We start from the raw sequence: 25,773 nt of genomic DNA on the forward strand, positions 1-25,773 counted from the left end.
CAAAAGAAGCGAATCTCCCTCCAATTAAGAGGGGAATTCGCTTCTTTTCGTATACCTTACGCGCCTAATATACTGCCGACGATGATGCCTAAATAGGTTCCGATGACGTAGCCGAAGGTGCCGACCAGCATGGACGGGCCGACGAGCTTCGTCCAGCCCTGGGAAATGGCCATGCCGGCAGCCGTTGTCGGGCCGCCGATATTCGCGTTGGACGCCAGGACGATGTCTTCCAGATGAAAACGGAACAGCTTGCCGCCGACAAAGCAAAACAGCATATTGACGACGACCATGAGGAAGCAGAAGGCAAAGAGCAGGGGCGCGTTGCGCAGGATTTCCGATATAGACGCCGGCACGCCGATGACAAAGAAAAAGAGGTAGATGAAATAGGTGCCGATTTCTTGGGCGCCGCTGACAGAGGCCACCTTTTTGTCAAAGAAGGTAGCGACGAGCATGGAAATAAAGGTAATCCACACGTACTCGCTGCCGAAAAAGGTATTTGCCATGTGGAGAAGCCAGTTGTCCGTCGGAATGACGGCCGACAGGGACGAGCCCATCCACTTGGACAAGGTGACGACGACGGCTGCATACATGACGTTTACGGCGATGTCCCGCAGGGAAATGTCCTTGCGGCTCCAATAGGCGGCGGCCAGCGTCTTGCCTTCATCGGCCTGCCCGCTTTGCTCTACGGCGTCGATATGGGGATGGGTAAAATAGCGGCGGAAAAAGGCGTTGCTTAGGCATCCCAGCAGGACGAGGAAGTAAACGGCCATGGTGAGATTATCCGCTACGATCGTCGAGGACACCAACGTGCCGTCGGTCTTGAAGGCGTCGGCCAGGGCCACGAAGTTGACGCCGCCGCCGATATACGAGCCAGTCATCATGGCCGCCACCTTGGGCAGCCCGTCTATCATGGAGCCGAAAATCGCCGTCCCCAGCAGGGCTCCGCAGATCGTCCCTGCCGAGCCGATGAGAAACACGAAGAGCATCCGCCCCGTTTCCCGCCAGATCTTCGTCATGTTGGCCTGGAGCAGCAGCAAGGGAATGGCCATCGGCACGGCGTATCCCCAGACGATGTCGTCAAACAAGGGCGCGTGCGTAGGCAGGACGCCGACGTTGACCAGCACCAGGGCGAGAATCAGGGCGATGACGGCTCCCGACACCTTCGAAGCCCAGGCATAGGTCTGTTCCAAATAAATCGACGCAGCGACGGACGCGCACATCACCGCCAGCAGCATCCACGTATTTTCAGGACTAATCAATGAATTCAATATCCGTTCCTCCTCCCTATGGTTAGGCCCTTACGAAACAGAGGCATAGAAAAACTCCCAAAACCCAACATCAGCGGGTCTTGGGAGCGTATAATTTCTTCTGAAATTATTTCAATTCAACAGTAGCGCCTGCTTCTTCCAATTTAGCTTTGAGAGCGTCAGCGTCAGCTTTGGAGAGGCCTTCTTTAACAGGGCTCGGAGCACCGTCAACGAGAGCTTTAGCTTCTTTCAAGCCGAGGCCCGTTACTTCGCGGACAACTTTGATTACGTTGATCTTCTTGTCGCCAGCGGAAGCGAGGATAACGTCGAATTCGGATTTTTCTTCAGCAGCAGCGCCAGCAGCCGGAGCAGCAGCAACAGCTACGGGAGCAGCAGCGGATACGCCGAATTTTTCTTCCATTTCTTTTACGAGTTCGGAAAGTTCCAAAACAGTCATGTTTTCAATGGCTTGCATGATTTCTTCTTTAGTCATTTTAAAATACCTCCATAGTATCGATTTTTTTAATTAAAAGTTGTAATTTAGATTAAGCAGTTTCTTGTTCTGCTTTCTTAGCACGTACTGCGTCAAGCACATAAACCATATTGCGGATATTGCCCTGAAGTACGTTGACAAGACCGGAAATAGGAGCCTGCATGCTGCCGACAACCTTCGCGATAAGTTCGTCGCGGCTCGGCAGGTTTGCCAATGCGTCGACGGCTGCTGCATCGATGATCTGACCGTCGGCAATACCGACTTTGACCGTCAGAGCTTCTGTTTTCGTTTCTTTGATGAATTCTTTTAAAATCTTAGCCGGAGCTACGGCGTCTTCCGTGGAATAGGCGATAGCTGTCGGGCCTTCGAGGAATTCAGATACCCCTTCGAAACCGATTTCGCTGGCGGCGATGCGAGTCAAGGTGTTTTTGATAACCTTGTATTCAACATTGCCTTCGCGGAATTTGCGGCGGAGCTTCGTAACGTCGGCTACGGTCAAACCCGTAAATCCAACGAATACAACACCCTGAGCTGCCTGCAGTTTTTCCTTCATTTCTTCAACGACGGCGGCTTTAGCAGGAGAAACCTGATGCTTTGCATACATAGACATTCCTTCGATACACCTCCTTGATTTGGATTTATATCGTCTTAGCAATAAAAACGGCCTCATTTCCATGAGGCCGAACTAGTCGTTATCAGTAGTACTCAATAATCTACTAGTTTTAGCCTCAGATGGCGGACTTGCGTCCATTATACATACCTTCAGTCTACAGCTAAGAGTGATATTATTATTGTTCGTCAGCTTTTACAATGCCTTTTACGCTGAACGGGTTGATATGGATACCAGGGCCCATAGTGGAGCTGACGGTGATCGTTTTGATGTACTGGCCTTTCGCGCCCGACGGCTTTACTTTAATCAGCGTGTCGACGAGAGTCGTAAGGTTTTCAATCAATTTATTAGCGTCGAAAGACTTTTTACCGATAGGGGAATGAATATTGCCGGCCTTATCCGTACGATATTCAACCTTACCAGCTTTGCTTTCGGAAACAGCTTTTGCAACGTCCATCGTAACCGTACCGACTTTCGGGTTCGGCATTAAGCCTTTCGGCCCGAGGATTTTACCCAAACGGCCAACTTTGCCCATCATGTTCGGCGTAGCAATAGCTACATCGAAATCGAGCCAGCCGCCTTTGATTTTTTCAATCAGGTCGTCTGCGCCTACAAAATCAGCGCCGGCTTCCTGAGCTTCTTTTTCTTTATCGCCTTGAGCAAATACGAGAACAGTCTTCGTTTTGCCAATGCCATGAGGCAGAACCAAAGCGCCGCGAACCTGCTGGTCGGCATATTTCGGATCTACGTTTAAGTTTACAGCCAATTCGACGGTTTCGTCAAATTTAGCCGTATCCATCTTTTTCAAGATGTCGATGGCTTCAGCCGGTTCGTACAATTTGTATTTATCGTACATTTTAGCGGCTTCAGCATATTTCTTGCCTACTTTTGCCATGTCTTTTCCTCCTTAGTGGTTTAGCGGGGCATTCGCCCCTTCCACGGGCAGGGAAATCGGAATTAGTCTACGATTTCAATACCCATGCTGCGGGCAGTGCCTTCAATCATTTTCATAGCCTGTTCTACGTCGTTGGCGTTGAGGTCAGGCATCTTCGTCGTTGCAATTTCGCGGACTTTGTCGCGGCTCAGTTTTGCAACCTTTTTCTTGTTCGGTTCGCCCGAAGCTTTGTCAAGGCCAGCTGCTTTTTTCAACAATACGGCAGCGGGCGGTGTCTTTGTAATGAAGGTAAAGGATCTGTCTTCGTATACAGTGATTTCAACAGGGATGATGTAGCCAGCCTGTTTCGCCGTACGTTCGTTGAATTCCTTTACGAAGGCCATGATGTTAACGCCAGCCTGGCCTAATGCAGGACCAATCGGAGGCGCCGGAGTTGCCTTGCCAGCTTCACACTGAAGTTTTACCATTCTTGCTACTTTTTTTGCCATGGTGATTTACACCTCCTCACATTACAAGATGTGGTACGCGAATCCTAATGATTCTCCCACTCGCGGCTTTCGCCGCATTTTAGAAGTATTTATTCCAGACTTTTCTCAATTTGAGAATAGTCGACTTCTACTGGAGTTTCCCGGCCAAACATATCGATAAGGCCTTTGAGTGTTCCTTTTTCCTCATTGATTTCCGTAATGGTCGCAATGAAGTTTTCAAACGGACCGGATGTGATGCGGACCTGTTCGCCTACTTCAACGGAAATATGCGGTTTCGGTTCCGTGTCAAGATTCTGCGATTTCAGAATACTCTTAACTTCCTCCGGTTCCAAGGGAATAGGCTTCGTCGCCGAGCCTACAAACCCCGTTACGCCCGGGGTGTTGCGGACGACATACCAGGAACGGTCGTTGACTTCCATTTCGACGAGGACATAGCCTGGAAAAACCTTGCGCTTTACGGCGCGTTTCTTCCCGTCTTTGCCGACGTCGATTTCTTCCTCCATCGGGACGAGGATGCGGTTAATGACATTTTCCAATCCCATGGATTTAACTTTCCGTTCCAACGTAGCCATTACTTTATTTTCATAACCGGAATACGTATGGATGACATACCATTTTTTTTCAGATTCCATTTAAGCGCAGGCCTCCCTATCCGACAACGGCTCGAAGCAAATTAAACAACTGACCAAAAACGCCGTCGGCCACGCCGATAATCGCCATGACGACAATCGTCGCGACGATGACCATAACCGTGTAGTTTATCAGTTCTCTTCTCGTCGGCCAGATGACCTTTTTCAGTTCCACCTTAACGCCTTGAAAAAATGACTTGCCCGGATTCTTCTTATTCTTTTGTGCTGCTTTTTTTGAAAGTGCCATATAACCTCTCACACCCAAATAAGATTAAGCACATCTTATTCCATCAAAATTATTTCGTTTCTTTATGTACGGTTTGTTTTTTGCAGAACGGGCAATATTTTTTCAATTCCAAACGGTCCGGATTGTTTTTCTTATTTTTGTTTGTCCGGTAGTTACGCTGTTTGCATTCTGTGCATGCCAATGTAATCGCTGTACGCATTCCCTTACACCTCTCTTAAAAATAGTCTGATACTACGCGCAAACCCAGTGCCTGCGCAAGACTGCCTTTATAAGATACCACACCTGTCAGGCTAAGTCAAGAAAATTTTACTGCAACTTAAAAAAGCTAGGCCTCATGTCGCCTAACTTTGTTTATCATACCATAAGAAGATGGGGCTGTCAAATTTTGCTGCGAAAATGCAGTATCTCCTGCACCGCATAGCGATGCAGGAGAATGAATTCATCTTATTTAATGCCCAGCAGTGTCGCCATCAGCCAGGGAGAAGCGTAATACACCATGTACTGCACGCCCGTATGGACGCCGAAATATCTGTTTAAGATACCGCCGAAGATGGCAATGGTAATGGCGATAGCGATGCCGACGACGCCGGCTTCAAAGTACGAAATGACGACAATCAGACCGGAGAACATGCTGATAATCGCTTCCTGACTTACGTGTTTCAATACCCATGCGCTGGCGCGGCGGGCGTAATTCATCGAAAACGGATAGGCTACGAGGAAGGCGACAAACAGCCCGATATATCCATAAATCAAGAAATCCGCCGCCGATAAAAAGGTATGCAGGTTATGGACAGGCTGAGCCGTATATACGGGCGGCGCGTTGAATAACGGAGCTGCCGGCCCTAATCCGACGGGGCTGAGAGGGATGCCGAAGACTAAGAGCGGAATAATCGTTTCCGCAATGTACGTCGCTTCCGTCGTCCCGTTCATGACAGCCAGGGTAGACGTCATGCGCTGGTACAAGCTCTTAATGCGCGCACCGACGAATTCGCCCATCATAACGGTCATGCCGACGGGACTGAACGTAAAGGTCAGCGCCGATACGCCGGCCGTCATGGCGTTGTACATAATTTGATGCTTAGACAAAATTTTGATGGGATTCGGAAAATATCCCTTCCACATCTTAACTTCCGGAGCCAGCCAGAATTCGCGCGACGAATCTCGTTTCAGAATATGACGGGAGTTGGGCGATAAAATCGTCATCAAGTCAGCAAACATAGGCCCGATAGCGATGCCCAGGAACATACTGATAAACACGCCGTGACCGATACCGGCAATAGCCATCTTATTCAAGCCCTGAATGAAGAAGGCAAAGGGAAGAAGGGCAAAGAGACTAGCCCATTTACCGCCTGACGTGTAGGCGATGATGATAGCCGCAACGGTAAATACGACAGGAGCCCAAGCTTTAACAATGTCGGCAAAAGGAGCCAGCAAGGATGCAAAGCCAACGCTGACGGGCAGCGCGATAAACGCCGCAATGATACCACCGGAAATCATTTTCCGCAGCGCCATATGCGGTACGCCCAGCTTGCGCAGCACCGCCGCGTCTTCCAGCATGGGCACGGCCATCGTATCGCCGGGAACGCCCATGAGGGCCGTCGGAATAGCGTGAATCATATGCTTCGAAATAGCCGCCGCCATAAACCAGGAAAATACGGCGACAGGCGGGACGCCGAGCAGAATAATCAGCAAAGTCAGCGGCGCGATCGTCGACGTTTCATCTGTACCGGAAATCAGCCCGATACCGGAAAAGATAATTCCGCCGGCCAAGGCCATGCCTACGGCCCAGAGTAAATCGTGAAAAATCATTCCGTCCATTACCGGTCACCTTCCTTTACAGTCCGTGCCGGCGGCGCGTTTTCACTTGTTCCGGCAAACAATTCATACAACCGCAGGTCTTTCATTTCCTGCAATACTTTTTCGTCGACATACTTTAATTCTTCACGTTCTTTTTCCAAATCAATCTGCAATTCCTTTAAGACGCGTTCTCTATCAGTCTCGGAAAATTCCTCTTCGTTCAGAGTCCGTTTCGGCTTAAACAGGTTGGCTGATACGACGGCTGACAAAACGCAGCCGCCGATGCCAAACAATAAAGAGTACGCCGAGACGAGGTTCGCCGCTAAGTCCGGATATTGAGACGAAATTGCCGTACTAGCGCCCAAATAGCAGCAGAAACTAAGAACGACGCCGATGAGAATACCGCCCGTCAAGTTTCGGAGATCTACCGTATCTCCCCAAATATCTGCTAAAACCGCTCGTTTCATAACGGCCTCCTTTGCTTACAATGTAGACAATAATTCCTTTGCCCGCTCAACGGAAATATTCTTTTCTGCAACCATAGCTGCGACGACCTTATCCAGCATTTCGCCTGTCGCACCGGCAACGGTTGCGATATTGCGGGCATGGAGCTTCATGTGCCCTTTCTGGATACCGTCTGTAGCCAGCGCGCGCATGGCCGCGAAGTTCTGCGCCAGCCCTACTGCAGCGATAACCTGAGCCAGTTCCGCCGCCGTCTGGACACCGAGGATTTTCACGCCGACCTTAGCCGCCGGAAGAATCTTCGTGCCGCCGCCTACGAGGCCGCAAAGGGCGGGAAGTTCAATAGAACCGGTCAAATCACCGTTGGCGTTCTTTTCCCAGCGGGTCATAGACGTATACTTGCCTTTATAGGAGCAGTATGCGTGGCAGGCCGCTTCAATGCCGCGCCAGTCATTGCCCGTCGCTACGATGAGCGGGTCGATGCCGTTCATAATGCCCTTATTGCTCGTAGCGGCCCGGAAAGGATCGGCTTCGGCGAACGCATAGGCAGCAATCACGCCGTCGACGACATCTTCACCGCCGATAGCTTCCTTCGTAAAGGTCGCCGTGGCGCGGGCCAGACGATAGGCCGCCAAGTTAGACAAAATGCGGAGCTTAACGGTGCCGCCGGTAATTTTTTCAATAAACGGCGCAACAGCTTCAGCCATCGTATTGACAGCGTTGGCTCCCATGGCGTCGCCCGTATCGACGAGCAGATGCACGACGACCATCGGCCCGATAAGGGATTCGACGATGCGGACTTCCACGTCCTTCGCGCCGCCTGTAATACCAACTAATACAGGGTCTTTTTCATTGGCAATGCTTAAGATTTCATCTTTATGGTGCAGGATAACCTGTTTGGCAAAATAAGGATTGGAAATTCCAATCGTCTGAATCTGGGCAATCATGATATTTCCCGTATAACTCGTCGTAAAGCCGCCGCCGGGACGAGCCATCTTTGCAGCGTTAGACGCCGCAGCAATGATGGACGCTTCTTCCACGACCATGGGAACGAGTACTTCTTTGCCGTTGATAATGAAGTTCATAGCGACGCCCATAGGCAGCTGATAGGTGCCTATGACGTTTTCAATAACCTTATCCGCTACATCGTTATGCAGCGCGCCCGGCTCGGTAATCAAGCGCAGTTCTTCTCCCGTAAGATTGGCAAATTCAGCGACTTCCGCAGCTCTTTGACTTACAGAAAGTTTATGGAATCCAGAGTAATTATTGGTTTTCATATGTAATCTCTCCTTTAACGTCCTGACACGGTCTATGTATAATTCCAAATTGTTTTATTCGTCGTCAACTTCAATGTACATGCGCAGCAGCGCCGCTTCCATGCATTTGCCCAGCGTGTCGAGGCGCAGGGAGCGCGTCGCGCCGCCGTCTAGGGCATGATGCATGACGAAGTTGAATCCGTCCAGCTGGGGCAAATCGTAGCGTACGACGTCGCCGAAGACGAGTCCTTCAAAGTGACGGCGCACGGCTTCCGCCGTCAGCTGCCGCTCCATAGCCTTATAATACTGGGGTTTGCGGGCGTAAATGCAAATATTGGACGTATCGCTCTTATCGCCGCAGCGGCCGTGAGCTATATCTTTCAACTGAACTTTCATGGCATTAGACCTCCTCTACATGGGTTTCAATCGTAATGGCCTCTCTGGGAATGAGCGTCGGCCACAGGGCGAATACTTCGCTGGGACGGGTACGGCCGCCGAAGAAGCAGCCTTGGGCCGGGCCGTTCAGGTTGCTGACAGCGGCAACTTCCGGCGTCAGTTTCAGGCCTTCTTCCTTCGTTTCCGTCAGAATCGCGTAGCGGAGGACGACTTCGTTCAAATCGGCGTCGAGTTCCGGAGCCAGCGGGCCATGGAGAGCGTTGACGCCTAAGTAGCTGATATGGGTGCGGATGGCTTTCAGTCCCTTCATGGCCATGCGCTTGTCCAGAATATTGGCAGCCATCTTGGCTTTATCCAGCGCTCTCGGCCAGCTGTAGGGCAGATAGGCGATATTGCGGTAGCCTTCAAGGTAGCCGACGCAGAGCTTCAAGGTGTCGGGAGCGGGCTTGCCCGTTACGCCGCGGACGGCGACGTGGTCCCGTTCGATTTCTTCCAGCGTAATCTTGCTGAAATCGGCGACGACGTCGGGCGTAATGTATTGCGACGGGTCGTGGATTTCGTACATGAGCTGTTCCTTGACGGACTGGACCGTTACGAGGCCGCCGGTGTTCTTCGTCTTCGTCAGGATAAGGCTTCCCTTTTCACTGACTTCGACAATGGGATAGCCCAAGAGCTCGGGACGGGGTACGTGTTCCCAGTCGTAGTCGTAGTTTCCGCCTGTGGCCTGGGCGCCGCATTCGCAGAGATGGCCTGCCAAAATGCCCGTAGCCTTGGCGTCCCAGTCGTCGAGCTTCCAGCCGAATTCGTACAGGAGGGGCGCTTCAAACATGGCCGTATCGGTCGAGCGGCCCAGGATGATGATGTCCGCGCCGTCTTCCAGACATTTGACGATAGGCTCTACGCCGTAGTAGACATTGGCGTTGACCATCTTCGGCAGGATGCCGTCGATGTCTTCGCCCGTATCCATGTGCTTCATCAGGACGCCCTGCTCGCGAAGCTGGGGAATCTTTTCCTGCACGTCGTCGCCGAGGACGTAGCCAACCTTCAGGTTATAGCCGCCGGCTTTGACGACTTCCTTAACCTTTTCCACGCAGGCCTTGACGTTCATGCCGCCGGCGTTGGTAATGACCTTCGTCTTCTTTTCCGCCAGGTAGGGCAGCATGCCCTTCAGCGACGTGATGAAATCGCGGGCGTATCCTGCTTCGGGCCGTTTTTCCTGCTGACGGCGCATGATGGACAGGGTCAATTCCGCTAGGTAATCGCAGCAAATATAATCTACGTTGTCTTCCTTCGCCATGATAATCGGCGCGTCGATCAGGTCTCCCCAAAAACCCTGGCCGCCGCCGATGCGTATTGTCTTCATAGATATACCTTCTTTCTGTCTTATATTACATGTATTGTCGCGACGCAGCGCTATCATCAGAATAGCTTCGCTTATGTATATGAAATTTATATGCCAATATATAGTATTTCCGCTATTCAATTTTACAATAAAACTCCACTTTGCGCATATACTCCTGTCTAACTGCCCTTTTGTAAGCACAACATCTTATATCTGTACAAAAAATCCTCCCGGCGATACGAGTACAAACTGTATACCTGGGAGGATTTCTTGTGTTTACCATGTATATAGTGTTTACTTTATAGACGATTCTTTATCTAGTCCGTAGAGTTTCCACTTCTTATAAAAGGTACGGCGGCTGATTCCCAGGACTTCCATGGCCTTGGTCTTGTTGCCGCCGGTTTCTTTCAGCACGCGGAGAATATAATCCCGCTCCATAGCCTGTATGTCGGCCTTTAAGCCATGCGGCGCGCCTGCAGCGGAAGCTTCTGCCGCGTCCGTACCGTCTCCCTCTGCCGGAAAGCCCTGCAGCTCTTCGGGCAGATGCTCCATCCGGATTTCGCCGTCGCCGCATACGATGACGGCGTACTCCATGCAGCTTTCAAGCTGCCGCACGTTTCCCGGCCAGGCATAGGACAGGAAAAACCGCTGCACTGCCGGCGAAAGGCGTCCTGTCTTTCCATACTTCTTGGAAAATTTCCCCAGGAAATACTCTGCCAGGAGCAGTACGTCTTCGCCCCGCTCCCGCAGGGGCGGAATGACGATGGTAAAGGTATTGAGGCGGAAGTACAAGTCTTCCCGGAACTTTCCGTCCCGCACCATCTGCTTCAGGTTGCGGTTCGTCGCCGCGATCACCCGGACGTCGACCTTCTGCATCGTGTCGGAGCCGATTTTCTGTATTTCCCCCGACTGCAGGGCCCGCAGCAATTTGGCCTGCATAAACAGCGGCATTTCACCGATTTCGTCGAGAAAGATGGTGCCGCCGTCGGCCAGCTCAAACTTCCCGGCTTTGCCGCCCTTGGCCGCGCCGGTAAACGAGCCGGCCGTATAGCCGAAGAGCTCGCTTTCCATGAGGCTTTCCGGAATGGCCGAGCAATTTATGTTGACGAAGGGACGCTGCCGCGGGCCGCTGAGGCGCAGAATCCCGTCGACGACGACTTCCTTGCCTGCGCCGCTTTCCCCTTCTACCAGGACGGTCGCGTCAGTCGGAGCCACGAGCTCCGCCAGCCGCAGGCAGCGCAGGAACTTGGCGCTGTCCCCGACGATATGGGATAATTCCGGCGGCAGCGTATGGCAGCCGTCGGCAGCGGCCTTGAAGATAGACCGGCTCAGCCGCTGGGCCCGTTCCAGCTCCTGATGGCTGAGGGACAGCTCCGTAATGTCTTCAAAGACCGACACGGCTCCGATAACCTCGCCGCCGTCAAAAATCGGCGTAATGTTGACCAGAATCTGCTTGCCCCGCGTCTTGACTTCTACGGGAAGTCGCGAGCGGGGCTGCTTGTCGCGCAAGGCGTCCAAGATGACGGCGCCCGGCTCGATGACGCTGATCTGCTTGTGCAGCACCTTTTGCCGCTCTACCCGCAGGATGCGCGTATACGCGTCGTTTATGTAAATAATACGGGAATCCTTGTCTACGATAACGATGCCGTCGCTTACGGCGTCCATCGCCGCCAGCATCATAGCGGACGGCAGCGCCGGCCGAGTAACCGTCATAGCTTCTGCACCTGCCTTTCCAATCGCGCGGGTTATACGCTCTGCCGAATCGTTCCCTGCTCGATTTCAAATAAATGAATCGTATCGGTTTCTCCGGCTAATTCCTTCTGCACCTCGCCGGCGAGATTTCTCGTCATCTGGGAGCAGGTAAATAAGAAAATCTGTTCCTTCTTGCCTAAGTCGGCCAAGAAGTGAATGGCTTCCTTCTGCCGCTGTTCGTCGAAGCGGACAAGGATGTCATCCAAAATCAAAGGCATCGCCTCGATTTGTTTGGAAAACGCCATAGCCAGGCTGATGCGTATGGCCAAATAAATCTGGTCGCCCAAGCCGCTGCTCCATTGCTTTTCCGGAATGCGCCGCTGCGTACCGTCGACGGCGTAAAGCTGGCGGCCGTCAAAGCTGGCCTGAAGGGTATAGCGGCCCTGGGTCATGAGATGAAGGTAATCGCCGGCCTGGCGGATGACTAAGGGCTGGCGCACCCGCTCGTAATACGACTGGGCCTCGCCGAGCATATACTGAGCGAAAAGATAGGTCAGCCACTCATTCACCTTGCCGTCCAGCTCGGCCTTGCGGTTTTGTTTTTCCTGCAGAAGCCGGCCATAGGCGTCGCTCTTGGCCATCTGGCTGAGCCGTTCTACGATACTGCCCCGCTTTTCGGCGACTTCGGCCAATTTCTTTTCCGCGTCGGCGATTTTCTTTTCGTAGTATTCCCGTTCGTCCGTCCAGTTTTTCAGTGTATGGACTTTCAGCTCGTGCCGCAGCTCTGCCAGCTGCTTCGGCGTCTTGGCAATGAGCCGGATGTGGGCTTCGGACTGCTCGTATACTTCCTTATACTGCTGGAACTGGCGGAATTTCAGAACCTTGCTACGGAATTCTCCCGTCGTCTGAGCGCCGGTCAGGGCCAATAAATCCTGCTGCTGATTTTGCCGGATTTCCTTGTCCTTTCGCAGCTGGACGATTTGGTCCTGCCGCTCCTGCTGCTGCTTGTCCTGCTCCCGGGCTACTTCGGCCTGCACGCGGATCGTCTGCCACTGCTTATATACAGTCTCTGTCTGTTCCGGCGTGCCTTCACCGGCGACGCCCAATTCCCGAAACAGCTGCTCTGCGCTGTCGCGCCACTGGCCCATGCGCCGCAGGAGCTCTTCCTTACGGACGCGCCAGCTCTCAGACGCCGACACGGCGGCGTGCCATTTGTCCCATACTTCCTTGGCCTGAGCCAGCTGGCCGACTTCAAGAGAAGCAAATCCGCTGCCGCTGCGCCATGATTCCCAAGCCTTCCGGCTGGCTTCGAGCTTGCTCTGCCAGGCGGCGCCCTTCTTATTCCACTCGTCATAAATAGCGTCGTACATGACCTTCTGTTCTTTTTCCCAGACTGTCTTCGACTCCTGAGTCTTCCAGTCCATGTACCGCATCCTGATTTCGTCCAGCTTACGCGACCAGACGTCGTCATCGTCACTCGCCGCCAGACCTGCGTTCGCCTCCGCCGCCAGGGCTTCCATCCGCTCCTGCACGGCGGCCAGGCTCTTTTCCAATTCCTCAATCCGCCGGGGGCCCTTGCCGGCCAGCGATTTTTGCTTGGCAAAGGCCGCGGCGGCCAAGGCCAGGCAAAGGCCGGCGCCGTAACCAAACAGCTGGTCCATGCCGTATATGAAGACCATCGCCGCCAGCCCGGCCGCAGCAACTAAACACAGGACCGCCAGTACGGCCGGTCCGTGAGATACGCCGCTGCCGTCCGATTTCAGCCACTGCAGCTGTTCGCGCAGCTTCTTCCTCTCCATCAGGCATTCCTGAATGGAAGAAACGGCCTTGCCCACGGCCTGCCATTCCTCCTTGGACGGTTCCCCTTCGGCAGGTATTTCCGCCTTGTCCGCCGCGACGTTTTTCGGCTTGGCGGCCTGCCACTTTTCCAGCTCCTGCTCGCAGCGGGCCAGTCCGGCCGCCGCTGCCTGTCCGCCGGTCCAATCGACGGAAGACGGAATCGTATCGCCGGTCCATTGCTTCAGCAATTCTGCCCATTGATTTTGTTCAAACTGCCAGTCTATTTCCATGTCGGCATGGGCAGCGACTTCTTCCAACCCCTGCTTCCACTCGCCGACGTGCAGGTACAGGTCGTCGAGCTGCGGGCCGCACAGCAGCCAGCCGTTCCATTCCTCGCGGAAGGCCGGCCCCTTGGCTGACAGCGCTTCCAGCTTGCGAATCTGCTCGTCGATTTCCCCTATCTTCGTTTCCAGCTCCGTCCATTTCTGCGCGCCGTCGGCAGGAAACTGGGAGACGTCGGCCAGATCCTGCATGCGCTTGAGCGCGTCCTGTCCCCGCTTGTATACGTCCCAGGCAGCGATGGGCATGGAGATGCGCTCGATTTGCTGCTTCGTTTCTTCGATGCTCAGCCGTATGCGGTTTTCCGTCTCGTGGGTCGCCTGCTCCTTCACCTGAAGCTGGGCAAACTCGTCTTCGTCGTAGGACAGAGCCCGGATGCGGTTGTCAAAGTCACGCTGCTCCGCCAGCAGGACGTTAATCGGCTTCTTTCCCTGAGGCGACGCAACGAGGAGATCGCCCATCTGGCGGATGATATCCCGTCGCGTCGCGCCCATGCGCACGCCTCCTTCAACGCTGAAAAACTGGCTGCGCACCTTTTCGTTGGATAATATCTTAAAGCCCTGCAAATCTTCCAGACCCATGGCGAAAATTTTATCGTAGGTCTGCCGGTCCAGGCCGTGCCACCACAAGTCGGCCGGCTCGTCGTGCAGCGTCAGCTGGCCGTCCGTCATATACGATTCTTTTTCCTTCCGATATATGCGGTATTCGCGCCCGTCGTCTCGGCGAATATCCATATGGCCGAAAAAGCCCTTCCAATCGCCGCGCAGATAGCCGAAAAACATGGAGCGTACGTATTTCATCAGCGTCGTCTTGCCGCTTTCATTATGGCCGTGCATGACGATGAGCCCCGTTTCCGGCGGGTTCCATTCGACATTGTGGTAAATGCCGAAATCGTCTAAATTCATCTGTATAATCTTCATAAGTCCTATCCTCTTCCATCTTCCAGCAATTTCTGCATCCCCAGCCACTTGGCTTTTTCAAAGGCTTCCAGCAGCCTGTCGTCAGAAATCGCCTTGCCGTACGCCCCGAGGCGGTCGAATTCGGGCCGTTCCCGCAGGATCTCCCGCAGGGCCTGGACCATCTCTTCCGGCGGCAGGGCGGCCAGCTTGTCGGCGACATTCAAGTAATCGCCTACCGTATCGGGCAGCTTGCTCCGTTCTGTCAGATTGATCTTCGGCCGGGCCATATTGCGCAGCCGTTCCACCATGACGAAGGCGTATTTCCCCTGCTCCTCTTCGCGCCAGCTGTCAATCCAGTACTGCGTCGCTTCGGGATTGTTGATGACCTGGTACATGCTGCCGGCACCGGTGAAATTGACCGTCAGGAACGTCGGCTTGCCGATGTCGCGGCGGATTTTTTCCTTGGCGAACCGCACGGCCTCACGCAGGCCCGACACCGATTCAATCGACTCGATGCTGATGTCCGTGCTTTCCCAGCGGACGATGCTCGTATCTAAAAACTCGACCTTCGTCGTCCCGTAGGGGCCGACCTCTACGTAATAGCAGCCGTGCGCGCCGGTCTCCGTGCAGTCTAAGCCCTGCGGGCTTCCGGCATACACGATATAGGGCTTTTCGCTCAGTATCTGATGAGCGTGGACATGGCCCAAGGCCCAATAGTCCATGCCGCTCTCTTTCAAATCCGTAAGAGAGCACGGCGCGTAGGGAGACGGCCCGCCGATCTGCGTATGGAGCAGGCCGATGGCGTAGCGGTCCCCGGCCTCGCGGGCAAAGTTCCAGGCCAGATTGTCCCGCTGTTCCGCCTTGGCGTAGCTCTGGCCGTACACGGCCGCCACTTCCTCGCCGTCGACGACGAGGGGCATGCGCTCTATTTTCTCGGCGCTGAAAATGTGTACGTTCGGCGGAAAGGGAATCCGGGCCTTCCAGGCCTCCATGGGGTCGTGATTGCCCAAGACGGCGAAGACCTGTATATTGTTCTGCGCCAGCTTGTGCAGCAGCCGCACGTAGTCCAGCTGGGCCGTCAAATTGTGCGTCGCGCTCGTATATACATCGCCGCTGATCAGCACGGCGTGCGCTTTTTTATCAATGGCCAGCTGCACGATTTTCTGAAACGCCCGCATCGGCGCTTTGCCTACAATGCGCTGCCACCGGCTGCCGACAGCGGCGACATCGTGAAAGGGACTGCCTAAATGTAAATCGCCGCAATGAATAAATCGTAAACTTTTTGCCATGACGCTATCCTTCCTTTTCCGTCCAGGCCTGACGCAGGGCCGCAACGGCCTGTTTCAGGTTTTGACTAGGTATCTTTGAAAACGACAAGAGAAATTCCTTCGTGTTCGCCTGCTCCGGCCGCTCGTAAAAAGACTGCATCGCCAGCACGCGGCATCCCCGCTCTTCCGCCCGGCGTCGCAGCTCGCTCTCGTCGTGGGGGCTCTGCAGGGCAACGTGGCAATACACGCCGGACACGACGCGGCTCACGGAAATGTCCTTCCCGAAGGCCTCCAGCAGCAGGCGCTCCATGAGCGCGCCTTTCTCCTGATAATCCTTGCGCAGGCGGCGCACCTGCCGGGCCAGCTCGCCGCTTTGAATATACGCGGCCAGCACGCACTGCTCCGGCACGGAGGCTCCCTGCCGGAACAAGCTCCGCCGTTCATTGTACAGCTCCATCAGCTTCGGCGGCAGCACCATATAGCTCAGGCGGACAAAAAAAGGAAGCACCTTGGATAAGGCTCCCATGTAAATAACCCGGCCCGACGTATCCAGCCCCTGCAAGGCCGGAATGGGCCGGCCGTAATAGCGCAGCTCGCTGTCGTAGTCGTCCTCAATGATGACGCCTTCGCGCTCTTCGGCCCAACGGAGCAGCTGCCGGCGCATGCCGATAGGCATGACCGTCCCCGTAGGAAACTGGTGCGACGGGCTGACGTACACCAGCGACGCCCCGCTGCGTTCCAAGGCATCCATGTCGAGAATCCCCTGCCGTATCGCTACGGGAACAATACCGTATCCCATGTTGCGGAACAGCTCCCGTCCCAGGCGGAAGCCGGGATTTTCTACGGCAATATCGGAGTGATCCTCCCGCAGCAGCGACGTCAGCACGCCCAGCAGGGCCGCCGTACCGGCGCCTACGATAATGCGCTCCGGCGGCGCATAGACGCCGCGCGTCTCATAGACGTAGCGGCTCAGGGCGTCCCGCAGATCCGGTACTCCCTGCTCGTCATTGCAGGCCGTCAGGTATGCCGGCTCCGACAGCACCTTATTCATGTACTTCCGCCAAATTTCCAAGGGAAAGCGCTCCATATCCATGTCGCCGCTTCCAAAATCATATAAGTAGGAGCGGCGCGACGCAGCCGGCGCCTCTTCATCGCCCGGCCCTCCGGCAGCTTCCCGGCTCTGGCCGACGAAGGCCACTTCATACCGCGCCTTATTCCTGCGTAAAATATAGCCTTCGCTCGCCAGCTGATAATAGGCCTTTTCCACGGTCATCTTGCTGACGTTCACCGTCTGGGCCAGCTCGCGGACAGAAGGCAGCTTCATGCCGGCAATCATGCGCTGTCCTTCCACCTCGCGGCGGTAATATCTATAGATTTGTACATAATATGGTATTTTAAGCGTTCTGTCGATTTGCAGCATACGAGACACCTAACTATGATTTGTCATGATTAGTTATATTGTAGCGAAAAACTGGCCTAGTGAAAAGAGCTGACAAACAAAATATCTGTACAAGTTTACAGCGATAAAAAGTATGTACAGCTCTTATTGTTAACGTTTTATTTAATTGCAAATAGTTAATTCTCCGGCATCCGTTTAGTATATTTACAAAAAACGTTCAAGGAAATTTACTACGAAGATTGCCGGTTCTGCGCCCAATCGTCTCATTACCAAACGAAACTCCCGTCCTATCCGCGTCTGGACCAGGCCGCTATACTAGACGCCGCTGAAAAGGCAAAAGAAAAGGGAGCGTCCCGCTTTTCCATCGTGACCAGCGGGCGCTCCGTCCGTGAAGGAGCCGAGTTCGCCGAAATCCCGCACGTGATTTCCTCTACCCGTGACGCAGGACTGCAGGCCTGCTGTTCCCCCGGCCTGATTACAGCCACCCAAGCCAGCGAGCTCAGGCGCGCCGGCGTCTCGCAGTATCACGCCAATATCGAAACGGCTCCGTCATATTTTTCTCATATTTGTTCTACCCATAGGATAGACGATAAAATCGGCCTGACAGGAGGGTTCAACGGCCTCATGATCGGCGACTACTTGACGACGAAGGGAAATGACCTGTCTGCCGATATGGAAAGGCTCCGCGACTTAGACCCAAAATCGGCCTGCCCGGCTAATGATGGGCAGCCATGGCCGCGGCGATGGCCGCGCCGACTGAAGGGCCGTCTTTGACTAATACGGGCGACGCTTCGATCTTTTTCCCTCTGGCGAAGCCGGCCTGGCAAATGTGCAAGGCGTCTTCCAGCATGAATAAACTGCCCCGTACATGCTCCAATACACTGCCTTCTACGGCAATGGTCTGAGCGGGAATCGCGCCGTCGGGATACAAATGGCGGAGCACGCCGAAGCAGGACGCCCCTGTCAGCTGAGCTGAACGCACGAAGACCGCCGCACCGATGCTGCGCAGAGGCTTGACGTCCTGCTGGGCGACGATCCGCTTCCATACGCGCCCCATGAGCAGCCGCCCTTCGGCCGGGCTGTCGTTTGCCACGATATGATTCATCGCCTCCGTCGTAAAGGCCGGCATGGATTCGGCCTCCAAATACTCCATGGCGACGCGGCGGTATATTTCGCTCAGGTAGGCGCCGCTGACCATTTTTTCCAGCTGATGGTATCCCGGCTGCCGCGACGCTTCGTCTACGGCGATATCCCAGTTCGTCCGGGCCATGCCGTCGTATCCGCCGGCTTCCAGGCTCACAATCATATCCCAGCGCGGCTCGTAATAGCAAATATTAAATCCCGTCCCGCAAATGATGCCGACCTGAGACTGGCCGTGCTGATATCCTGCAGCCAGCAGCAAAGCCGTCGTATCGTTGAGCAGCGCAACGGGAATGATGTCGTCCAAGCCCTTTCGCAGCAGGGCCTGCCGAAGCATGTCATTGACCATGCGGCCTTCAGCTCTGGCGACGGTAATTTCCTTCGACCACTGCAGAAACTGAGCGTCGCCGACATCGTGCTGCGCGACGCCGAAGGAAAAGGTATGACCTAAATAGAAGGGCTTATTGCCGCCGGCTGCTTCGCCTACGAGATCGGCAATGAAATCAAACAATTCGTCCGCTGTCGTCTGAGCCGTCATATAGTTGTATTCGCCGTCCTTTTTCAGCGGGCGGGAAACCTTTTTCTCCACGATAAAGCAATGGTGCCCCAGCAGGCGAATCCGAGAAACGCGCACATTCGTGCCGCCGAAGTCGAGAGCCAGGTAGGTCCCCTGCTCCCTGCCCGTCGGCAGGGACAAATACGACTTAACAGCTTGAAGCGATGAAGGCTGTCCAGCCAGGACGCGCTCTATTTCAGCGGAAAACTGCTGGGAAAACTGCAGCAGCCGCTCGTTGCTCCAATAAAAGCACTGGGCTATATTCATCCAATCGGTCACTTCACGACTCATACGGTATTCCTCCTCGTTCATGCAAATCCGCGTTGTACACTCTTATTGTACCATATATATCCATAACCAGCCCCGTATTTTGCATGAATTCAGAAAAAATTCCGCATACCTATACCCTGCGGCCAGATTACCTCGAGCCGCCGTCTTCGCGCAGCGCGTCGGCCATGCGGCACATGCGGGCAATCGGCTTGACATCGTGGACCCGCATGATCGCGCAGCCTGCCAACACGCCGGCGACGCAGGCCGCGCCCGTCCCTTCCATCCGCTCTTCTGCCGGCAAGTTGAGGACTTCGCCGATGAACCGCTTGCGGCTGGGGCCGAGGAGCATCGGATACGGCAGGGCCGTCAGTTCGCGCAAATGCTTCATGACGTATATGTTTTGGGCAAAAGTCTTGCCAAAGCCGATGCCCGGGTCGAAGATGAGCTTGCTCTGCGCAAGTCCCGCTTCGGCAGCCAGAGCAGCCGTACGGGAAAAAAAGGCCTTCATATCGCCGATTATATCGGTATACTCCGTGCCGTTTTGATTGTGCATTGCCACGACCGGCACATTCTTGGCCGCAGCGACGGCCGCCATCCGTCCGGGCTCCGCCTCATACTGGAGCCCCCAAATATCGTTGATGATATGGACTCCCATTTCCAGGGCATAGGCAGCTGTTTCCGCCTTGTACGTATCGACGGAAATAGGCACGGGGCAGGCAGCAGCCAGCTTCGGCAAGATACCGCGAAGCCGCTCGATTTCTTCCTCCGCCGTAATCGCCTGATGACCTGGGCGCGTAGATTCAGCGCCGATATCAATGATGTCCGCCCCGTCGGCGACCATCTCCTCCATATGACGCAGGGCATCGTCTATGCGATTCCATTTGCCGCCGTCGGAAAACGAGTCGGGCGTATAGTTCAGTATGCCCATAATCAGCGTCTTTTCCCCTATCGTCAGCGTTTTTCCATCCTTCCATGCATAGCGGCGAATCTCTTTTTTCATTCGTATCTCCCTCCCATACTAAAAAAGGATAACGAAGGGCATGACATCCATGCCGCAGTCGTTATCCTTCATTCGGTTCGTAACCTGCGTAAAACCATTTCTATTATATCAGGCGGCGCGCCGCAAGGCAACCGCTATAAGGCCCCTTTGATCGCGGCGACGGCCCCGTTGATCGCCCGGCGGTACAAGATGCAGTCCATGGACAAGGCCACGCTGTCAAATCCCTCGTCAAAGCGTTTCACCGCCGCATCTTCCGAATCGGCGTAGATGATGCAGAACTTACCGGCACGCTGTACCGCTTCCAGCACCCGCGTCAAGGCGGCGGCAAATTCCGGCCGGTCAAACTGCGCCGGCGCGCCCATGGCGACGGACAAATCATAGGGCCCGACAAAGATCCCGTCGACGCCGTCTACGGCAGCAATCTCTTCAATAGCCGCCAAGCAGCCCATCGTCTCGCACTGCGGAATCAGCAGCTGCGACGCATTGCATCGGTCGAAATACTCCTGCACGCTCCCTTTTGCGTCGTCCGAGCAGCCGTACAGCGAATTGCGCGTCGGCGCGAATCCCCGGCTGCCGACGGGATAATATTTTCCGTATTCGACGATGCGCCGCACCTCGTCGACGCTCTGCACCTGCGGGATAATCAAGCCCTTCGCGCCGACGTCGAGCATGCGCAGAATGGAATTGCGCTGGCTGTCTTTCACCCGCACAAAGGGAGCCGCCGTGCCGGCGCCTTCGGCCGCCCGGATGATATCGGCAGCCTGAAGCACGTCATAGGGCCCGTGCTCGCCGTCAATCACAAAATAATCCAAATCCGTCAAGGCGATCATTTCCCCGACAGCCGGCCCGCCCATTTCAAAAAACGTCCCGACAGAAGGCTCACCGCTGCAGAATTTGTCTAAAAATCGATTTTTCACCTCTAATCCCTCCCCGATGCTGCGCTGATATCAGCGTTGGTATCTTTAATTCTTATAATATAAAATTCGAACCCATTGCGCAAGACACTCGGCGTTCTTTGATTATTTTCGAATAACTATGCTTATGCTTTTCACACGTTGCATTTATCTCGTCAATTCATATAAATTTCTCGTTTATCAGAAGGAATCCTTTCATCTGCATAGAATTCTGTATATATACTGAAACGCAGCACATCGCCTATTGCGAAGGGAGGGCTTCATATGATGAAATTATGGGAATTTGTCAACGAATTAAAATCTCCGGCTTATTGCTGGGTAGATTTAACGCATGAACTAAGTCCTGCGACGCCCCATTGGTACGGCTTCGGCGATTTAACCACCGAAGTCATTTACGATTTTAGTCCTGACTGCATTTTCCACTCCGACAAATACGTCATTCCTGCCGGCCAATTCGGCACCCACGTCGACGCCCCGGGCCACTTCGTCCAAGGAGCGCGCACGCTGGACCAAATGACACTGAAGGAAATGGTATATCCTCTTGTCGTCATCGATAAATCGGCAGCCTGTGCAGCAGACGCCGACTACGAGCTGACCATTGCCGACCTGCAGGAATGGGAGCAGGAGCACGGCCCCATTCCCGAAGGCGCCTTTGTTGCCTTCCGGTCCGACTGGTCCAAGCGGCCAGACATGAACAACTACGATGAAAACAATCAGCCCCATTATCCCGGCTGGAAGCTGGACGCGCTGCATTGGCTCGTCGAAGAACGCCATATCGGCGCAATTGGACACGAAACAGCTGACACGGACGCCCCGAGAGCCAATGTCAACTTTGCCGGCGAAATCTATATCTTAGAAACAGACAGGCTGCAAGTCGAACTCATGACCAACCTCGACGCTCTTCCTCCGACAGGAGCCATCATCTTCGTCACCTTCCCCAAGGTAAAAAACGGCGTCGGCTTCCCGGCACGGGTCTTCGCCGTCTACCCAAAAGAATAACGTTAGCAGAAAAAGAAATGGTTTCGGCCATTTCTTTTTTTGCTCTCTTACAACACTTGCTAACAGCCCTTCACACAAATTCAAATTATTTCAAAAAAAGTATTGACAAAACATCCATCTCCGCATATAATAACAGAGTACTCGCCACTATAGCTCAGCTGGCAGAGCATCTCATTCGTAATGAGAGGGTCGTAGGTTCGAATCCTATTAGTGGCTCCAAAACCATAAGGAACTCCATTGTTACCGCAATGGGGTTCTTTTTTTATGCTATTTTCTCGTATGTCTATTCAGCAACAGGAACGAACTGCCCTGCCCAATGCTGCCCCATGATGTCGGCACATTTGTTTTTAAGTATGTCCGTTTGTGCTTCATCAGCGTAGTAATACGGCATTTTGTCGCTTTTCCATCCACCCTGCTTTTTCATGGCTTCCAAGGGTACACCTTCCAATACTAAACGTGTCGCAAAAGCACGACGGCAGGAATGAGGACTAATAGGCTTCGTAATGCCTGCTTTCTCTTTCCATCGTGTAAACGTTCGATTGAAATTCCTCGTACTCTCCATTTTGTCCTGTCGCTTTTGTGCAATGATATATGTTCGGCTGTTTCGCTGTGTATGCTCTTTGTAGTAGAACATCAAATCCACCAGAACTTGCGGAATAGCTACATTTCTATATCCTTCCAGTGTCTTCATGAACTTCTCTACAGTGTGTTTCCCCTTACTGGCAGATACTTTCTTATTGATGCTGATATACCATTGCCCTGTGTCTTCATCTTGAAAAACATCGTTCCATGTCAAGGCCAGCAGTTCGCCTTTTCTCATGCCGCACATCAACAGGATAGGAATAGCAATCCAATAATGATGTCCTTTACACACCTCAAAGAGCTTTCTTGCTTCTGTGTCTGTAATGGTCGGGCGTTTTTTCTTCTGCCTGATCTTCGGCAAATGAACTCCATCACAGGGATTCTTAGGGATTAGCTCCCGCACGTTTACAGCCTCATTAAGCGCAATAGACAAAACACGGACTATATCATGAATTGTACTGTCAGTAACACCTTTAGCCTTCAGATGCTTCACAAATGCCGACACGGTATTATACGAGACATCCATGAGCGTTTTACCTTCAAAGAATGGCTTTATGTGATTCCTGTACCGCCCTTCGTAGTTCTCGTATGTCTTTTGTACTATGTCTATCCCGTGTTTAGCTTCCAGCCATTCCGTCATATAGTCGTTGACAAGAATATGGCTTCCTTCCCATTGCTTCGCCTGTACAGGTGCGATGTTCTGGGAAATGAGTTGCGCCATTTGCATTAATTGTTCATTGTCGAGTTTCACTGCTGATGATTCATTATGTTGTGTCATCATATCGTACTGTCATCCCTTCGTATATAAAAAGGACGACACAACATAGAAAAGCAATCTCGCCTTTACTATATCATGCCGTCATCAAAATATAAAAACACACAAAAAAAGAGAACCAACACATGCGGTATATGCTGGCTCCCTATGGCTGCGGTCGTATTCATTTGTCTCTGTGTGTCTTTTTTCTTGATAAAATAGCGATTTACAAAATTGAAATATCCTTCAAGGGTAATTACACCTAAAAGCCGCTAAAGATTTTTATTTTAGATACTGGTATCTATCTACTAGCAAAAAATCATGAATCTTGTGCCATTGTAGTTTTCTTTTTGCGATTCCGTGCGAGTATCTGCCGTCTGGCTTCTTTTTGCTCAGGTGTCAATGTCCTTTTGACCTTCTTAGTCCTGAATGACAATAAATCCTTATCCACGACATACTCAACAGCGTACAGGCCGCCTTTATCGGTGTATTCCTTTGCACGTGGGTATCTTTTATCAAGATATGTAATCATGGTTGTGTCTGCCGTGTAAATTCTCATGGTGTCGCCTGCACGGTCAAATACGATTGTTGTTTCCTGTTCTTCCATGGTTCGGGGTGCTAATTTCATAGTGGATTTTTTCATGGTGGTTATCTCTCCTTTGATATATATAAAATAGGAGACACACAAGCCCATATGCTTTTATGTGTCTCCCTATAAATAGGCTTTCTATTCTGCTATAGCCTCAATGCTTGCCCTGCTGATTCCTTCATCAAGAATATTATGGTGTTCATTGGCTACCTGCTCCAATGGGGTGTCATCTAAGCCGATAAGGTCGTATATGTCCGCTATACTGCTCGCACATTCTACAGAATCCACCAGCCCCGCACGGTAGAAGTAGTTAGCCACAAGCGTTATCGTCTGGGCTATTACACGATCAAGAAGTTCCGTGTCGGTGTTGGCGGCTCTGTTAAGCAATGCGTCCCGTGTTCCTCTCAATGCGTCGTACTGCTGGGATGCGGCCAGCTTGTACATATGGCGCTGAATCAATACTGTTGCTACATCATGTTGCAGTAGGGTTATTCGCCGTTTCAATTCGTCATAGTCTTCACGGGGTACGTAGCTCATAGGCGTGTTGGATGCTGTTTCTTCTGTGGAATAAATAATAGTGGTGCTGGTGTCTTTCATCATGGTGTTTTCTCTCCTTTGTGGGTGAATGATAGTTATTTAAACACGTGAATATACGTGTTATTTGCTCATATGTTAACACGTGAATACACGTGCAGTCAAGACATAAAAAGCCAATCATGGTATAATGCTGTCATATTATCGGTTGATGTATTATCCTCATCACTAGGAAGGTGAATGCAAATGACGTTAAAAGAGACAATACAAGCCATTGCCGACGAACAGCACATAACCTTGAAGGAAGTAGCGGAAAAAGCAGGCATGAATTATAATGGCCTTCATGACAAATTCCGCAGGGGTTCTATTACAGTCAAAGACCTAGAGAAAATCCTTGACGTGCTCCATAAACGGCTCGCCATCGTAGACAAACAAGACCACGACACCAGACGTTATGATTGACGAGACACCAGACAGACACCACTATCAGTCATAGGGTTCCTTCTGGTTGTCTCCCTTCCATCTCGTGGGACACGTAGCCGCCTGTATATTCGTGAGGCTAGGCCGTTCACTCCTGCTTACTGGTGTTCTGGGTGTCTTTTTCCGTGTTTTATTGTCTAAATGCCGTTTTGAGCGTCTAAAAGGTATCGGGGTATATCAACATACCTAAGACACCCCATAGGCTTTTTATTTTAATAACTGTATTGGTCTGCTCGCAAAAAACAGCAAATCATGAATAGACCATCATGCAGGATTCGCCCATATTGTCCTGTAAGGCTGTTTTGCGGCTGTGCGGTGTAAGGTAGGGTAATCATACCAGACACACACCATCGAAGGAAAATCCCTGCTCAGGAGCAGGCATAACGACAAAAAACAGCATAGCAAGGAATAGACCTGTGTGCAATATCTATCTGTGTAGACCTTTTGGGCGGTGTACTCGCCATATGGCACCATGTGCGGCGCAAAAAGAAAACAGGGAACACCTATCCCCAAAAATAAATTTATCTGGTGTAAGACACGATAACACAAGGAAATTGCTATATCATTCCTTTGTGTAATTAAATCATGAGCAAAAAGAATAATTCATGTCTTGACACACCCACCATGAAATTATTATAATGAGCGCAGGCGGTGGGCTAAAGTGAACTTATATTACCTATAGGTTCCCATGGTTTTATATGGGTACCATATTGTGTA

26 protein-coding genes and 1 tRNA gene are annotated in these 25,773 nt (G+C 52.6%); 4 read left to right on the plus strand and 23 right to left on the minus strand.

Features of this window, described 5'->3' with window-relative positions:
- Nucleotides 1–56 precede the first annotated feature (56 nt).
- The 17 genes from E0L13_RS08230 to E0L13_RS08310 all read right to left on the minus strand — a co-directional run bounded on the left by E0L13_RS08230 (nt 57) and on the right by E0L13_RS08310 (nt 17,259).
- Nucleotides 57–1,268 (minus strand): DUF819 family protein, encoded by a 1,212-nt coding sequence (locus tag E0L13_RS08230; RefSeq protein ID WP_168061657.1) that lies wholly within the window; start codon nt 1,266–1,268, stop codon nt 57–59.
- A 106-nt stretch (nt 1,269–1,374) separates the two neighbouring features.
- Complete coding sequence (rplL, locus tag E0L13_RS08235) at nt 1,375–1,740, minus strand: 50S ribosomal protein L7/L12 (RefSeq protein ID WP_168061659.1); 366 nt, start codon at nt 1,738–1,740, stop codon at nt 1,375–1,377.
- A 52-nt stretch (nt 1,741–1,792) separates the two neighbouring features.
- On the minus strand, nt 1,793–2,350 hold the full coding sequence (rplJ, locus tag E0L13_RS08240) for a 50S ribosomal protein L10 (RefSeq protein ID WP_087477292.1): 558 nt from the start codon (nt 2,348–2,350) through the stop codon (nt 1,793–1,795).
- Between the two features lie 178 nt (nt 2,351–2,528).
- The gene (rplA, locus tag E0L13_RS08245) at nt 2,529–3,245 is read right to left on the minus strand and encodes a 50S ribosomal protein L1 (protein ID WP_095629271.1); all 717 of its coding nucleotides are present in this window, start codon (nt 3,243–3,245) and stop codon (nt 2,529–2,531) included.
- 62 nt (nt 3,246–3,307) lie between these two features.
- On the minus strand, nt 3,308–3,733 hold the full coding sequence (rplK, locus tag E0L13_RS08250; protein WP_087477290.1) for a 50S ribosomal protein L11: 426 nt from the start codon (nt 3,731–3,733) through the stop codon (nt 3,308–3,310).
- Between the two features lie 89 nt (nt 3,734–3,822).
- A complete protein-coding gene (gene nusG / locus E0L13_RS08255) occupies nt 3,823–4,365 on the minus strand; it encodes a transcription termination/antitermination protein NusG (protein ID WP_087477289.1) in 543 nt (180 codons plus the stop codon).
- A gap of 16 nt (nt 4,366–4,381) precedes the next feature.
- Nucleotides 4,382–4,609, minus strand: coding sequence for a preprotein translocase subunit SecE (secE, locus tag E0L13_RS08260; protein ID WP_087477288.1), 228 nt, complete (start codon nt 4,607–4,609; stop codon nt 4,382–4,384).
- A 49-nt stretch (nt 4,610–4,658) separates the two neighbouring features.
- On the minus strand, nt 4,659–4,808 hold the full coding sequence (gene rpmG, locus E0L13_RS08265) for a 50S ribosomal protein L33 (protein WP_087477287.1): 150 nt from the start codon (nt 4,806–4,808) through the stop codon (nt 4,659–4,661).
- Between the two features lie 245 nt (nt 4,809–5,053).
- Entirely contained in the window at nt 5,054–6,427 is a 1,374-nt protein-coding gene (locus tag E0L13_RS08270; RefSeq protein ID WP_168061661.1) for a tripartite tricarboxylate transporter permease, read from the minus strand.
- Nucleotides 6,427–6,873 (minus strand): hypothetical protein, encoded by a 447-nt coding sequence (locus E0L13_RS08275; protein WP_168061663.1) that lies wholly within the window; start codon nt 6,871–6,873, stop codon nt 6,427–6,429. The genes E0L13_RS08270 and E0L13_RS08275 overlap by 1 nt, the downstream gene beginning before the upstream one ends.
- 15 nt (nt 6,874–6,888) lie before the next feature.
- Entirely contained in the window at nt 6,889–8,145 is a 1,257-nt protein-coding gene (locus E0L13_RS08280) for a hydroxymethylglutaryl-CoA reductase, degradative (protein WP_168061665.1), read from the minus strand.
- A 54-nt stretch (nt 8,146–8,199) separates the two neighbouring features.
- Complete coding sequence (locus E0L13_RS08285; RefSeq protein WP_087477283.1) at nt 8,200–8,520, minus strand: hypothetical protein; 321 nt, start codon at nt 8,518–8,520, stop codon at nt 8,200–8,202.
- Between the two features lie 4 nt (nt 8,521–8,524).
- Entirely contained in the window at nt 8,525–9,883 is a 1,359-nt protein-coding gene (locus E0L13_RS08290; RefSeq protein WP_168061667.1) for an acyclic terpene utilization AtuA family protein, read from the minus strand.
- A 273-nt stretch (nt 9,884–10,156) separates the two neighbouring features.
- Nucleotides 10,157–11,575, minus strand: coding sequence for a sigma 54-interacting transcriptional regulator (locus E0L13_RS08295; protein ID WP_168061669.1), 1,419 nt, complete (start codon nt 11,573–11,575; stop codon nt 10,157–10,159).
- Between the two features lie 32 nt (nt 11,576–11,607).
- On the minus strand, nt 11,608–14,592 hold the full coding sequence (locus E0L13_RS08300) for an AAA family ATPase (RefSeq protein ID WP_168061671.1): 2,985 nt from the start codon (nt 14,590–14,592) through the stop codon (nt 11,608–11,610).
- Between the two features lie 5 nt (nt 14,593–14,597).
- On the minus strand, nt 14,598–15,860 hold the full coding sequence (locus E0L13_RS08305) for a DNA repair exonuclease (protein WP_168061673.1): 1,263 nt from the start codon (nt 15,858–15,860) through the stop codon (nt 14,598–14,600).
- 4 nt (nt 15,861–15,864) lie between these two features.
- Nucleotides 15,865–17,259: a PLP-dependent aminotransferase family protein gene (locus E0L13_RS08310; protein WP_168061676.1), complete on the minus strand. Its 1,395-nt coding sequence runs from the start codon at nt 17,257–17,259 to the stop codon at nt 15,865–15,867.
- Nucleotides 17,260–17,463: 204 nt separating this feature from the next.
- On the opposite strand from E0L13_RS08310, the gene E0L13_RS08315 reads away from it, so the two are divergent.
- The gene (locus E0L13_RS08315; RefSeq protein WP_346766171.1) at nt 17,464–18,012 is read left to right on the plus strand and encodes a radical SAM protein; all 549 of its coding nucleotides are present in this window, start codon (nt 17,464–17,466) and stop codon (nt 18,010–18,012) included.
- On the opposite strand, the gene E0L13_RS08320 is transcribed toward E0L13_RS08315, so the two are convergent.
- From E0L13_RS08320 to E0L13_RS08330, 3 genes are all read right to left on the minus strand, one after another.
- Nucleotides 17,954–19,225: a hexokinase gene (locus E0L13_RS08320; RefSeq protein WP_168061680.1), complete on the minus strand. Its 1,272-nt coding sequence runs from the start codon at nt 19,223–19,225 to the stop codon at nt 17,954–17,956. The genes E0L13_RS08315 and E0L13_RS08320 overlap by 59 nt on opposite strands.
- Nucleotides 19,226–19,352: 127 nt before the next feature.
- Nucleotides 19,353–20,204, minus strand: a complete 852-nt coding sequence (gene folP, locus E0L13_RS08325; RefSeq protein ID WP_168061682.1) for a dihydropteroate synthase — start codon at nt 20,202–20,204, stop codon at nt 19,353–19,355.
- A 134-nt stretch (nt 20,205–20,338) separates the two neighbouring features.
- Entirely contained in the window at nt 20,339–21,121 is a 783-nt protein-coding gene (locus E0L13_RS08330; protein WP_168061684.1) for an aldolase/citrate lyase family protein, read from the minus strand.
- A gap of 261 nt (nt 21,122–21,382) precedes the next feature.
- Between E0L13_RS08330 and E0L13_RS08335 the strand changes: the two genes are divergently transcribed.
- Both E0L13_RS08335 and E0L13_RS08340 read left to right on the plus strand, forming a co-directional pair.
- Nucleotides 21,383–22,117: a cyclase family protein gene (locus tag E0L13_RS08335; RefSeq protein ID WP_206081593.1), complete on the plus strand. Its 735-nt coding sequence runs from the start codon at nt 21,383–21,385 to the stop codon at nt 22,115–22,117.
- Between the two features lie 143 nt (nt 22,118–22,260).
- Nucleotides 22,261–22,336: transfer RNA gene (locus E0L13_RS08340), tRNA-Thr, on the plus strand.
- 64 nt (nt 22,337–22,400) lie between these two features.
- Here E0L13_RS08340 and E0L13_RS08345 read toward each other — a convergent pair.
- The 3 genes from E0L13_RS08345 to E0L13_RS08355 form a co-directional block, all read right to left on the minus strand.
- Nucleotides 22,401–23,480 carry a site-specific integrase gene (locus tag E0L13_RS08345; RefSeq protein WP_168061686.1) on the minus strand — a complete coding sequence of 360 codons (1,080 nt, stop codon included), beginning with the start codon at nt 23,478–23,480 and terminating at the stop codon, nt 22,401–22,403.
- A gap of 292 nt (nt 23,481–23,772) precedes the next feature.
- Nucleotides 23,773–24,096, minus strand: coding sequence for a hypothetical protein (locus tag E0L13_RS08350; protein ID WP_168061688.1), 324 nt, complete (start codon nt 24,094–24,096; stop codon nt 23,773–23,775).
- An 84-nt stretch (nt 24,097–24,180) separates the two neighbouring features.
- Nucleotides 24,181–24,642 (minus strand): hypothetical protein, encoded by a 462-nt coding sequence (locus E0L13_RS08355; protein ID WP_168061690.1) that lies wholly within the window; start codon nt 24,640–24,642, stop codon nt 24,181–24,183.
- Between the two features lie 180 nt (nt 24,643–24,822).
- Between E0L13_RS08355 and E0L13_RS08360 the strand changes: the two genes are divergently transcribed.
- Nucleotides 24,823–25,038: a helix-turn-helix transcriptional regulator gene (locus tag E0L13_RS08360; RefSeq protein ID WP_168061692.1), complete on the plus strand. Its 216-nt coding sequence runs from the start codon at nt 24,823–24,825 to the stop codon at nt 25,036–25,038.
- The last annotated feature ends 735 nt before the right edge of the window (nt 25,039–25,773 follow it).

The organism is Megasphaera sp. SW808 (genome assembly GCF_012027795.1).
Taxonomy (GTDB): Bacteria; Bacillota; Negativicutes; order Veillonellales; family Megasphaeraceae; genus Megasphaera; species Megasphaera stantonii.